Here is a 12,450-nt window from a genome sequence, read left to right as displayed (position 1 = left end):
TGATAAAAAAGTTTTAAAAAAAGATGAAAAAAATTGCTAAACATAATCATGAAAACGAAGAAATTATTTTTACAGTTTTAAAGGGAAAAATGGAAATATTTTTAAATGAAACTGAAAAACATATTTTAGTTCCAGGAGATATTTTATATTTTGATGGAGTAAATTTTATTAATGGTTTTGCTTTGGAGGATTCTGAAGTTAGTGTTACATTAATAAAAAAATAAGAAAATTAAAAAAGGCTGTATTTTATAAATTAATTTTATGAGACAGCCATTTTTTTTATTTTTATCAAAATCTTTAGCTAAAAAATATTTGTAAATAATTTTCCATATTAGTTATATCAGTCAAGCTAAATTGCTCATTTAAAAGGAATATAATATTTTTAGAAGTAAATACAGGAGTTTATATTGCATTTTTTAGATTTTTATGGATTATTTTATTTTTATTTTTACTTGAAATTAAATTTAATGTAGATATTAGAATATAGAGATATACTAAATACGGCATAGCTCCTATTTTATGAAATCCAAGGAAAATTATTGCAAAAGCAAAAATTCCAAGAGTAAGTAAAATCATTTTTTCAGACTGTTTTAATATTTCTTCCTTCACATCGTAACCAAAGACCACAGGACGGAAAACTTTGTTTATAATTCTTGCAAAAGGATTTAATATTAATAGAACATAGGATAAAATTTCATTCTTTATTCCAAACATAGATAAAAGTCCAATTATCAATCCTAACATTATTCCATAGTAAATTTTTCCTGGTGCAGATGATGGGCTAGTTGGCATATCTGTCGCCATAAAGATTCCTGTTAATAGTAATCCACCAATTGAAACGGGAATATTACCAAATATTGTAATTATAAAAAATGTAGCAAACAAACTTACTGGAATATGCCATGAAATCCGATTTTTCAATAATAAATATAATCCTCCTAAAATTAGAGAAAATACAGAATAAGATCCGACAGAGCCTGAAGATGTCAGCAGTAATCCATCTAGATAGTTTGTAAATGGAGAATTAGTAAATCCTGTAAAAAATTTTATTCCCGATAATTGCAGTAATTCTTGGCTGAACCAGATAGCTCCAGAGGACATTGTGGATGAAAAAAATACAGTCATAAATTCCCGACCAATTACTGCAGGATTAAAAATATTTTTTCCAATTCCGCCATAAATTAATTTTCCAAAAATAACTGCCATACAAGCTCCAAAAATAACTATAGGTAATGGAGTTAATGGAGCAAGTGTCATAGCCAGCAAGATACCTGTTATAACTGCTGATAAATCATGAACAGAATTATTGTCATTTAGGAAATATTTCGAAAAAAGTTTTTCAGTCACAACAGCGGATAAAACAGAAAACGCTATTAAAAGAAGTGCTCTTGTTCCATAAACTAAAGCTGAGGAAATGATAGCTGGAAATAATGCTATAATTACATCTTTCATAATATTTCGTATTTCAATTTCAGTTCTTATATATGGTGTAAATGATAACACTTGTAATTTTCTTTTTTTAAAGAATTTCTTTATTATTTTTTTTCTTTTAATTTCTTCATCACTTTCCGTAGTTTCTTTTTTAGAGAATATTTTTTTTATAGTTTCTGTTTCTTTTTTATTCTCATTTTTTTTAACTTTTTCAATTGTATTCAGATTATTTAAATTTTTTATTTCACTGTCGGTTTTGTATATTTCAGAGTTTTTAAAATAATTGTTTTGTAATTGTTCAGTTTTTTTAGCTTCTGGAAGATTTTTAACTGTAGAATTTAAAAGTGTATCATCATTGTCTAAAAGTCCATTTTTCCCATTGCTTTTTTCTCTATTTAATATTTCTTCCATTAATGATTTTTCCTTATTTTTCATTATTTTTTACCTCCAATTCCGACAAAAGTAATTTCCCAGTTTTTATACTTTCCATCAATGGAACCCTTGAAGGACACACAAATTCACAAGCTCCACATTCGATACAGTTCTGAATATTAGCAGTTACCATTTTTTCATATTTTCCATTTTTATAGTAATCTGCAAATTCAAAAGGCATTAGATTCATTGGGCAGGTTTCAACACAATATCCACAAGAAATACAGTTTTTTCTTTCAATTTTCTCCACATCTAAAAACAATATTCCAGAAGTTCCTTTTACTGTTGGTACTCTAGAATCAAAAACTTCTGTTCCCATCATTGGTCCACCAAAAATTATTTTATCTTCATTAGTAATTTTTAATTCTTTTACAATGTGATAAACTGGAGTTCCAAATTTTAATTTATAATTTCCAATATTTTTTGCTTCTTCTCCGGAAATTGTAATAATTCTTTCGATTAATGGTTTCCCTTCAAAAAAAGCATCATAGATAGCTTTAACTGTACTTACATTACTTACAATTACACCCTTTTCAAGTGGTAGTTCACCTTTTTTCAATTTTTTTCCTGTAATAGTATTTACTAGTTGCAATTCGCTTCCTTGAGGATAAATTGCAGGAAGTAATTTTACTTTTATTTCAAATTTTTCTTCTTTTTGTATTTTTTCAAATATTTCAATTAATTCCTTGTTTTCTTCTTCTATTCCAATCACAATTTCTTTTGGATTTAATAATTTTTGTATAACTTTTAAACCCTGAAATATTTCTTTTGTAAAATTTTTCATAACAGAATAATCAGAAGTTAAATATGGCTCACATTCGGCACCATTTATTATAAAAGTTTCTACTTTTTTAAATTTTATGTCATATTTTGCATGTGTGGGAAATTGTGCTCCTCCAAGTCCAACTATTCCCGCTTCTCTAATTATTTTAAGAATTTCTTCTTTTTTTATTAGCCTTAAGTCACTCAGTTTTCTTTTTGTCAGAGTTTCTTCAGTATTTTGAAAATCATTTACAATAATAACTGTTTTAACTTTCTTTCCATTTGCCACAAGATGTTCGACAACATCGACAACATCTCCAGAAACTGGCGAATGAATATTAGCCGAAATATTTCCTGAAATTTCTCCTATTTTTTCATATTTTTTTACACGGTCTCCAATTTCCACTGTTGGAATAGCTGGACTTCCTATGTGTTGTGAAAGAGGTATGTAAAGAAGGTTAGGATCTTCAATTTCTTTTATTTTGGTATTTTTAGTCATAGGTTTCATTGGTTGATGTTCTTTATTTGTATTTTTTTTTATAGTTTTTTCATCTTCATCAATATTTTTGCTAAAAAGGATGTTTGCTATCCGTCTAAAACTTATTCTTCTAACCATTTTTATCTCCATTTTTTTTTGTTAATTTTTAGTTTTAATTTTAGTAAATTTATATAATAAAGTAAACTCTTTTAATAAAAAGAGTTAATAACTTTAAGAACTTCAGATTTAAAGTAAATTTTAGTCAATAAGCAGAAAACAAGGGGTTTTTGCCCCTCGTTCTTGAACTATATTATCAAATTATTAATTAGTTTGTTGTCATAAGTTCATCTATTAAATCTTTTACATGTACAATTTTATTTAATCTCCAGCCGTTAGCCCCTGAGAAAAATAATCCGCTTTGAAGTCTACCTAAATAAGCATCTCCCAAGCTGTCAGCAATACAGTATCCTACTCTATTTGCACCTTTTCCACGTTCACAAGGAAAGATACAATTACTTATACATTTAATTTTTTTTGTATTTGGTTCCAATGTTTTAATTAGATTTGTTTTTACTGCACGTCCAGGATAACCAACTGGAGAACTTACAATCACAATATCTTCTTCTTTTGCATTAAGTAATACTTGTTTTAACACGTCACTTGCATCACATTCGTAAGTACCGATAAATCTTGTTCCCATTTGAACGGCATCTGCTCCAAGTGCCATAATATTTTTAATATCGTTATTGTCCCATATTCCACCAGCTGCAATAATAGGAAAATCTCCCCATTTGTCACGTTCTTCTTTTATTGGAGGCAAGATTGCTTCCAGCTGATGTTCGGGAGCAAATAGTTCTTCATATTTTGCACCTTGGTGTCCTCCACTTTTTGGACCTTCTACAATTACTGCTCCTGGCATTTTTCCAGCAGCCTTCCATTTTTTACATATTATTTTTAATGCTCTAGCTGATGAAACTATTGGAACAATTTCTACATCTGGATAATCCTTTACAAGCTTTGGAAGTTCCAGCGGAAGTCCAGCTCCTGTAACAATAATATTTGCTCCTGCCTCAAGGGCATCCTTTACAACTCTAGCATAATCATTTATAGCATGAAGAATGTTACAGGCAAGCGGTCTATCCCCGCAGATTTTTCTTGCATTCTTAAATATTTCAAAAAGAGCTTCACGGTTGTAGGTGTTTTCTGTTCCAAGAGGACGTCCATTTACAGCCTTTTTTACGAATTTCATATTTTGGTAATATCCAGTACAAATTGCGCTTATTGTTCCAAGACATCCATTCTTTGCTACATTTCCAGCAAGTCTGTCCCAACTGATTCCAACTCCCATTCCACCTTGGACAATTGGTTTTTCAATAAAATATTTTCCTATTTTAATTCCCTTTAATTCGATTTTTTTGTTTTCATTTGCTTTTTCTTCATTTAAATTTACAGAATTTTCTTTTTTTACTTCTGATATTTCCTTCACTTTGATTTCCTCCAAATTTTATAATTTATATTAGTAGTTATTTTTATAAAAATTATATGGAGGAGCTCTGCAAATTTTTGTGTTTGAACTTATTGAAGCGTAATTTAAAAGAATGTAAAAAAATAAATATAGTTTTTGTAAAACCTCTAATATTTTTTTTATTCTTTCAAAAATCTTATTTCTAATATCATTTTCAATAAAATTTTTATATCCATTGGCACAAAGCTTCTCAAATTTTTCAACGAGCTTTTTTAAATCAACATTTTCCAAAAAGGATAAATCAATCCCTGAATTGGAAATATATTTATCCAAAGCCTTTAGGAATCCATCGCTTTTGCTAATAACAATATTTTTATTTTTTTTATATAATAAAGCAACGTTTTCAATATTTAAAAAATTTATTTTAGAAAAAGTACCAAAGTAATCTTTTTTTATTATTTGATCAAAAAGATTTGATATAGCCGACTGTATAACTTTTGAGAGTTTTTTTAGCCGAAATTTTTCAAACATAAAACCTCCTTTATTATTTATTTTGATACTAAAAAATTTGTCTATACAACACTTGTTATTTTAATTATATAATGTTTTTGTAATTTTTACAATTAAATATTTTTATTTTGTTTATCAAAATATTTTTTAAAATCATAAATTGCAATATTAATTGCGACATTTTACCAAATTTTTTTAATTTGTCACAATATATTATACAATTTATGAAATAGATAAAACAGTACTAAAAACTAATAAAAAATTAAAAAAAATATTAGTAATTTTATTAAATAGTGCAAGAACACTTGCGACTTTAGTCATGGGAGGTTCAGAGTAAATAAATAATTTTTTTAATATCGTCAAAAAATTGCAATCTTATAGATTTTAGAGTATAATATATTTTAGAATATTTAGAATTATTATAGATGAAAATAATTGAGAAAAAAAAATAACAAATTATAAAAGTGAAGTCTGCGAAAATTATATAAACTTTTATATGAAATTAAAATAAAGAGAAATTATAGGAGGTTTTATGGTTGCAACAATACAAGTTAATAAACAAAGTATAAAACGCCTGCTGGAAAGCGGAAAAGAACAGATGTTTTTAATACCTGAATATCAAAGACCATATTCCTGGACTGAAAATGAAACTAAAACATTATTTTATGATCTTTTGGAATTTACAGAAAATGAGTCAAAAAAAAATAGTGAAGTCGAAGGGACATATTTTTTAGGAAGTATCGTTTCTTATGAAAATGAAGAAGGAGAACAGGAAATTATTGATGGTCAACAGAGAATTACATCTTTATTCCTGCTTCTTCGTGCTATTTATACAAAATTGACTTCTTATGAAGAAAAAACCGTTGAACAGGAAAATTTTATAAGACAGATTCAGCCTGCACTTTGGAAACAGGAAAAGTTGACTGGAGAAGTTGATTATACAAGTGTATTAATTACATCAAGAGTTATAGATAATGAAGGGAATAAAATTTTACAGGATATTCTAGAAACAGGAATCGCTGATCATAAGAGAATGGACAATTATTCTAAAAATTATATTTTATTCCAAAGATTATTTGATAAACTTTGTGAATTAAGCCCAACTTTAATGTTAGAATTTATTTACTATACTTTAAATAAAGTAGTAGTCTTTCCAATAAAAACAGATTCTCAAGATGATGCATTAAGTGTATTTTCCACTTTGAATGACAGAGGATTGCCATTATCTGAAGCAGATATATTTAAGGCAAAAATGTATAATAGAATAAAAAAAGAATATAAGAAAATGTTCATTAAACAATGGAAAAATTTAAGTGAACGGGCAACTTACGCTAGAGAGAATGTAAAACAGCTGTTTTATTATTATATGTTCTATCTAAGGGCAGTAGAAAAGGATATTGCAACAACTACACTTGGACTTAGACGTTTTTATTCTAAAAATGGATTTACAAGGCTGTATAAATCAAATTTATTAAAACATCTGGATCAAATTCTGGATTTGTGGGTTGTAATGAATAGACACGAATCTATTGACGACAAACCTTGGACTGAAAATGTAAATATTATTAAAATTTTAGATACTTTGTCGGCGTATCCAAATGAATCTTGGAAATATCCAGTTGTTGTGTATTATTTGTCGCATGGTGAAAAAGAAAATTTTGAAGCGTGTTTTCTAAAATTTTTAAGAAAGCTGTTTTTAGAATTAACTGCCAATTATCTTGTAACACCAAGTGTTTCAGCAGTAAAAGCGGATATTCTCAAATTAAATGTTGATATAATTGACAATATTTCTCCAAAAGTCGCATTTAAAAATATTCCGATTACGATATTGCAGGAAAGAGTTAAAACACCCAATAAAAATCTTGTGCGTATGATTTTAAAAATGGTTGTCTATAATAATCAAGATGAACTGTTGCCTGAAAAATGGGAAGTTGAATATATATTGCCACAAAAATGGAGTGACAGGTTTACAGAAAGTGTGGAAAATAAAGAAGTTAAGGAACATATAAATTATATAGGAAATAAAATTCCTTTTGAAAGAAGATTGTCAATTAAGGCTACAGAAAACTTTTTTGAAAAGAAAAAGGTAAGTTATAAAAAATCTAAAATTAAATATGTTAGGGAATTAATTCCAGATGATAAAAATGACTGGACTTTTGAAGATATTGAAAATAGAAATAAAAAAGTTGCAGAAGAACTTGTTAAATTGTTTATTACTTGGAATGGAGAATATGAATTTTAAAGGAGAAAAATTTTGGAAAGCTTTATTTTTTTAGGAATTATTTTGTTAGTTGGAGCGATAACCAATAATAAGTCTATCGTTTTTGCGACAATTTTTGTGCTAATTTTAAAATCTTTGTTTAATATTACTGAATATTATAAAATAAAAGGAATCAATATTGAAGAATTTATGACTCAATTTAGGAAAGAAGGGATAAGTTGGGGTGTGCTGATAATTACAATTGCAATTTTAATTCCTATTGCAACTGGAGAAATTGGCTTTTCCCATTTACTTTCTGCCTTTAAATCTCCAGTTGGATGGGTTGCGATTATAAGTGGAATTACAGTTTCCATCCTTTCTTCCAAAGGAGTTGGACTTCTTTCTGGGCAGCCTGAAATCACCGTTGCCCTTGTAATTGGGACAATAATGGGAGTTGTATTTTTTAAAGGAATTGCAGCGGGACCAGTTATTGCCAGTGGAATTACATTTTGTATTTTAAAGGTGCTGGAGTTATTTTTAAGACATTGATTTTATTTGAGAGTTGTTTTTTTATAAAGTTTATGACTTTTATAATTGAAAAGACTATTTAGTGATTTAAATTTATTAATTATGCCAGAACATTTGTAACTTTAAGTTATTAGGATAAATGGCATATTTTTTTTATTTATATTAATTCCTACTAAACTTTTGTATAAATTCTATAAAAAATAGTTTTAACCAACTTTGATTACTAAATAGAAAATAGTATCAAATAAATATTTTAAATATGATATATATATAAAGTAAATTATGGTTTGAAATTATATGATTATTTAATTACTTTATAAAAAAATAGCAGAAATTTAAAAAAAACGAAGAAAATAGTGTTGACAAAAGCTATAGAGTATGGTATTATAAATGAGCTAGTTTATTCTGGTAATACCAATATTTTATTGGGAGGGATAGAAACAATGAGAGTACAAGTTATTTTAGAGTGCACTGAAACTAAGTTGAGACATTATGTAACAACTAAAAATAAAAAAACTCATCCTGAAAGATTAGAGATGAGAAAATATAATCCAGTGCTTAAAAGACATTCTCTTTACAGAGAAGTTAAATAATCTCATAAAAATAGATAGGTCAGTAGTTCAATTGGTAGAGCGTCGGTCTCCAAAACCGAAAGTTGCGGGTTCGATTCCTGCCTGGCCTGCCATTTTATTTTATGAGAGTTTTTTTAATAAAGGAATTAGTTATGAATTTGATTTCACGTATAGTTTTATAAAAACTATTTGATTTTTTAAATTAAATTTCTTTATTAAAGTGGGAGAATTTGGTTTTTTTAGTTAAAATTCTTGGATAATTCTAGGAGATAATTATGAGTAAATTTAATTTAGAAGATGCTATCAGAAATTTACGTGAGGAATATAAAAAAATATACTGGCCAGATAAAATTGAAGTTTATCACGTTACTGTAATCGTGATCTTGATGACAGCTTTTATAGCTATATATACACTTCTTTTTGATACGGCATTTAATTTTGTGTTGGCAAAAATAAGTGAAGTTTTAAGAAATATTTTAGGAGGCGCGTAAAGTGACTGGAGCAAAAGAAAAAGTTGAAGATGAAGTTGCATACGAAAAAAAATGGTATATAATTCACACTTATTCTGGTTATGAAAAAAAAGTGGCTGCTGATTTGGAAAAAAGAATAGAGTCACTTGACTTAACAGATAGAGTTTTTAGAATTTTGGTGCCTGAAGAAGAGGTACTGGAGGAAAAACGTGGAAAAATGGTAAAGGTTCCAAGAAAACTTTTCCCAAGCTATGTAATGATAGAAATGCTTTCTGTTAGGGAAGAAAATGAATTGGGACTAGGATATCGTGTTGACAGTGATGCTTGGTATGTAATAAGAAATACTAACGGAGTTACTGGATTTGTCGGAGTTGGAAGTGATCCGATACCGTTGTCTGATAAAGAAGCTGCAGATTTACTTTCTAAAATTGGAATTGATATTGATGGAGAAGAAAAACCCCCAAGACTTGATATTAATTTTAAAGTTGGTGAAGTTGTTGCTGTTAAAGGTGGTTCATTTGATGGGCAACAGGGAGAAATTTCAGAAATTGACCATGAACATGGTAAAATAAAAGTAATGCTTGAAGTATTGGGGCGTTTGACTCCTGTGGAAGTAGAGCATACTGAAATAGAAAAAATAGATTATTAAAAAGATATTATTTTAAAGAAAAGTATTATTAAAGAATAACAATTAGCGAAATTTTAATTTGAAAGAAAAAGTGGGAGATTTTAAAAATTCAATTACCACAGAGGAGGAAATAATAAATGGCTAAAGAAGTAATCGGGAAGATTAAATTACAATTAGAAGCGGGGAAAGCAAATCCTGCACCACCAGTAGGACCTGCATTAGGACAACATGGGGTAAACATTGCAGAATTTTGTAAATCATTCAACGCTCAAACACAAGATAAAATGGGATTTGTAATTCCAGTAGAAATTACTGTTTATGCAGATAGAAGTTTTACATTTGTATTAAAAACACCACCTGCATCAGACTTGTTGAAAAAAGCAGCTAAAGTTAAAAAAGGTGCTGGAAATTCATTAAAAGAAGTTGCCGGGACTATAACTAAAGCTCAATTACAAGAAATTGCAGAAACTAAAATGCCAGACTTAAATGCTGGAAGTGTTGAAGCAGCTATGAACATTATTGCAGGGACTGCAAGAAGTATGGGAATTAAAATTTCTGAATAATTAAATATATAAAATATAAGAAATAAAGAATTAAACGATTATTAGAACAAGTGGAAGGTTATAAAACCAATGACCACAGAGGAGGAAATAATAAATGGCAAAAAGAGGAAAAAGATACGATAACATTTCTCAAAAAGTAGATAAAATGAAAGTTTACACACCAGAAGAAGCATTGGATTTAGTTTTTGAAACTAAAAGTGCAAAATTTGTGGAAACAGTAGAATTAGCAATTAGATTGGGAGTAGATCCAAGACATGCTGATCAACAAGTAAGAAGTACAGTTTCATTACCAAACGGAACAGGTAAAACAGTAAGAATCTTAGCTATTACAAGTGGAGAAAATATTGATAAGGCATTAGCAGCAGGAGCAGATTTTGCTGGAGATGACGAATATATTAACAAAATCCAAGGTGGATGGCTTGATTTTGACTTAGTAATTGCTACACCTGATATGATGCCTAAATTAGGAAGATTAGGAAGAATTTTAGGAACCAAAGGATTAATGCCTAACCCTAAATCAGGAACAGTTACAACAAATATTGAACAAACAGTTCAAGAATTTAAAAAAGGAAAAGTTGCCTTTAAAGTTGATAAATTAGGATCAATTCACTTACCAATTGGTAAAGTTGACTTTACAAAAGAAGCTATCGTAGAAAATTTCAAAGTAGCATTAGATCAAATTATCAAATTAAAACCAGCTAGTTCAAAAGGACAATATTTAAGAACAGTTGCAATCTCACTAACTATGGGACCTGGAATCAAAATTGATCCATTATTAGCTGGAGCATTTGTTGCTAAATAGTGAATAATCTTAATAATATAAATTACCGAGTGGTTTTTTCTGTTCGGTAATTTAAAAAAATATGAAAATTAATAGAAATTTTTAAAATATACTTGCAATTTTGCAAAAGTTGTTGTATAATAATAAATATTAGTTTATGATATTTAGATCATATATAATAAATATAACCAAAGACAGTAGGTAGAATGAAAATTCTTTAAACCCTACCGAGGTAAATATTATTAAAAATAGATATTAAAATTAAATAATAGATATTTCATATAGTATGATACCTCTGGGCTTATTGTTTTTGTTTCAGAGGTTTTTATTATAAGGAGGTGAAATGAGTTGCCAGCACAAGAAAAATTAGAAGTTGTTAAAGGTTTAGTTGAAAAATTAAAAGACGCTAAAGCTGTAGTATTTGTTGATTATAAAGGAATTAGTGTTAATGAAGATACTGAACTTCGTAAAAATGCTAGGGAAGCAGGAGTAGAATATTTTGTTGCTAAAAACAGATTGTTTAAAATAGCGTTGAAGGAAGCAGGATTTGATACAAATGTTGATGATTTGTTGGAAGGAACTACATCATTTGCAGTAGGATATGAAGATGGAGTTGCACCATCTAAATTAGTTTTTGATTTTGGGAAAAAATTAAAAGATAAATTAATAATTAAAGGTGGATTAGTAGAAACTGAAAGAGTTGAAGTATCTACTGTTGAAGCATTGGCTAAATTACCGTCTAGAGATGAATTACTTGGTCAAATTGCTTATGGATTGTTGTCGCCAGTTAGAATGTTGGCTGTGGCATTAACAAATGTTGCAGAACAAAAAGGAACTGGAGCAGCGGCTGAATAACCATTTAAATAGAAATATTAACGAAATAAAATAATAAAAAATAAATCAATTAAAAAAATAGGAGGAAATAAAATAATGGCATTTAATAAAGAACAATTTATAGAAGACTTAAAAGCTATGTCTGTATTAGAATTAAAAGAAGTAGTTGAAGCTATTGAAGAAACATTTGGAGTATCAGCTCAGCCAGTAGCAGTTGCAGGAGGTGCAGCAGCAGGTGGAGCAGCTGAAGAAAAAACTGAATTTGACGTAATCTTAGTATCTGCAGGTGGAGCTAAATTAGCAGTAATTAAAGAAGTAAGAGCAATTACAGGATTAGGACTTAAAGAAGCTAAAGAATTAGTTGAAGCTGGAGGAAAAGCAGTTAAAGAAGGAGCATCTAAAGAAGAAGCTGAAGAAATTAAAGGTAAATTAGAAGCGGCAGGAGCAACTGTAGAAGTTAAATAGTCAAAATCAAATCAATAGTGAAGACACTCTTAAACGTTGTAGAGAGTGTCTTTTTCCACTATAAAACTTTAAAATTGATAGACAATTTATTCTTTTTTGTATTAATTTTTAGAAATGAAAATAAATCAAAACAAATTCATAATTATAATATGGTAAAGCTACTTGTATAAGAATATGGACATTGAAAAAATAGATTGTTTTTTAGATAAATTTGATTATTTCAAATAATTAAATTAGAAAAAGTAGTTTTGGTATAATAACTCTAAGACTAAATATAGAGGTTCGAATGTTTAAAACCGAAGTATTTTTAGTCTATTTTTTAGTTTTTTAT

The 12,450-nt window shown here is 28.3% G+C and carries 14 protein-coding genes, 1 tRNA gene and 1 other annotated feature; of the genes, 11 read left to right on the top strand and 4 right to left on the bottom strand.

Features of this window, described 5'->3' with window-relative positions; all coding sequences use genetic code 11:
• Positions 1 to 23: 23 nt before the first annotated feature.
• Entirely contained in the window at positions 24 to 224 is a 201-nt protein-coding gene (locus FVE73_RS08930; RefSeq protein WP_018498771.1) for a cupin domain-containing protein, read from the top strand.
• A gap of 178 nt (positions 225 to 402) precedes the next feature.
• On the opposite strand, the gene FVE73_RS08925 is transcribed toward FVE73_RS08930, so the two are convergent.
• The 4 genes from FVE73_RS08925 to FVE73_RS08910 all read right to left on the bottom strand — a co-directional run bounded on the left by FVE73_RS08925 (position 403) and on the right by FVE73_RS08910 (position 5,099).
• The gene (locus FVE73_RS08925; protein ID WP_018498770.1) at positions 403 to 1,866 is read right to left on the bottom strand and encodes an RnfABCDGE type electron transport complex subunit D; all 1,464 of its coding nucleotides are present in this window, start codon (positions 1,864 to 1,866) and stop codon (positions 403 to 405) included.
• On the bottom strand, positions 1,856 to 3,241 hold the full coding sequence (rsxC, locus tag FVE73_RS08920; protein WP_018498769.1) for an electron transport complex subunit RsxC: 1,386 nt from the start codon (positions 3,239 to 3,241) through the stop codon (positions 1,856 to 1,858). The genes FVE73_RS08925 and rsxC overlap by 11 nt, the downstream gene beginning before the upstream one ends.
• A 187-nt stretch (positions 3,242 to 3,428) precedes the next feature.
• Positions 3,429 to 4,451, bottom strand: coding sequence for a nitronate monooxygenase (locus FVE73_RS08915; protein ID WP_051070816.1), 1,023 nt, complete (start codon positions 4,449 to 4,451; stop codon positions 3,429 to 3,431).
• Between the two features lie 168 nt (positions 4,452 to 4,619).
• Positions 4,620 to 5,099, bottom strand: coding sequence for a hypothetical protein (locus FVE73_RS08910; RefSeq protein ID WP_018498767.1), 480 nt, complete (start codon positions 5,097 to 5,099; stop codon positions 4,620 to 4,622).
• A 511-nt stretch (positions 5,100 to 5,610) separates the two neighbouring features.
• Between FVE73_RS08910 and FVE73_RS08905 the strand changes: the two genes are divergently transcribed.
• The 10 genes from FVE73_RS08905 (at position 5,611) to rplL (ending at position 12,119) form a co-directional block, all read left to right on the top strand.
• Positions 5,611 to 7,320, top strand: a complete 1,710-nt coding sequence (locus FVE73_RS08905) for a DUF262 domain-containing protein (RefSeq protein WP_018498766.1) — start codon at positions 5,611 to 5,613, stop codon at positions 7,318 to 7,320.
• Between the two features lie 12 nt (positions 7,321 to 7,332).
• Positions 7,333 to 7,827, top strand: a complete 495-nt coding sequence (locus FVE73_RS08900) for a DUF441 domain-containing protein (RefSeq protein ID WP_018498765.1) — start codon at positions 7,333 to 7,335, stop codon at positions 7,825 to 7,827.
• A gap of 422 nt (positions 7,828 to 8,249) precedes the next feature.
• Positions 8,250 to 8,399: a 50S ribosomal protein L33 gene (gene rpmG / locus FVE73_RS08895; RefSeq protein WP_006807173.1), complete on the top strand. Its 150-nt coding sequence runs from the start codon at positions 8,250 to 8,252 to the stop codon at positions 8,397 to 8,399.
• 16 nt (positions 8,400 to 8,415) lie between these two features.
• A tRNA-Trp gene (locus FVE73_RS08890) sits at positions 8,416 to 8,491 on the top strand.
• A gap of 162 nt (positions 8,492 to 8,653) precedes the next feature.
• Positions 8,654 to 8,869 (top strand): preprotein translocase subunit SecE, encoded by a 216-nt coding sequence (gene secE / locus FVE73_RS08885; RefSeq protein ID WP_018498764.1) that lies wholly within the window; start codon positions 8,654 to 8,656, stop codon positions 8,867 to 8,869.
• Between the two features lies 1 nt (position 8,870).
• On the top strand, positions 8,871 to 9,497 hold the full coding sequence (gene nusG, locus FVE73_RS08880) for a transcription termination/antitermination protein NusG (RefSeq protein WP_018498763.1): 627 nt from the start codon (positions 8,871 to 8,873) through the stop codon (positions 9,495 to 9,497).
• A gap of 116 nt (positions 9,498 to 9,613) precedes the next feature.
• Positions 9,614 to 10,039, top strand: coding sequence for a 50S ribosomal protein L11 (gene rplK / locus FVE73_RS08875; protein ID WP_018498762.1), 426 nt, complete (start codon positions 9,614 to 9,616; stop codon positions 10,037 to 10,039).
• 94 nt (positions 10,040 to 10,133) lie between these two features.
• Entirely contained in the window at positions 10,134 to 10,841 is a 708-nt protein-coding gene (rplA, locus tag FVE73_RS08870) for a 50S ribosomal protein L1 (RefSeq protein WP_018498761.1), read from the top strand.
• A gap of 149 nt (positions 10,842 to 10,990) precedes the next feature.
• Positions 10,991 to 11,157 (top strand) — a sequence feature (ribosomal protein L10 leader region).
• 11 nt (positions 11,158 to 11,168) lie between these two features.
• Complete coding sequence (gene rplJ / locus FVE73_RS08865) at positions 11,169 to 11,675, top strand: 50S ribosomal protein L10 (protein ID WP_018498760.1); 507 nt, start codon at positions 11,169 to 11,171, stop codon at positions 11,673 to 11,675.
• A gap of 75 nt (positions 11,676 to 11,750) precedes the next feature.
• Complete coding sequence (gene rplL / locus FVE73_RS08860; protein WP_018498759.1) at positions 11,751 to 12,119, top strand: 50S ribosomal protein L7/L12; 369 nt, start codon at positions 11,751 to 11,753, stop codon at positions 12,117 to 12,119.
• Positions 12,120 to 12,450 lie beyond the last annotated feature (331 nt).

Source organism: Leptotrichia wadei (assembly GCF_007990545.2).
In the GTDB taxonomy this organism is placed as follows: domain Bacteria; phylum Fusobacteriota; class Fusobacteriia; order Fusobacteriales; family Leptotrichiaceae; genus Leptotrichia; species Leptotrichia wadei.
Note: the sequence above shows the minus strand (reverse complement) of the source record. Positions and strands in the feature narration are given on the sequence as shown.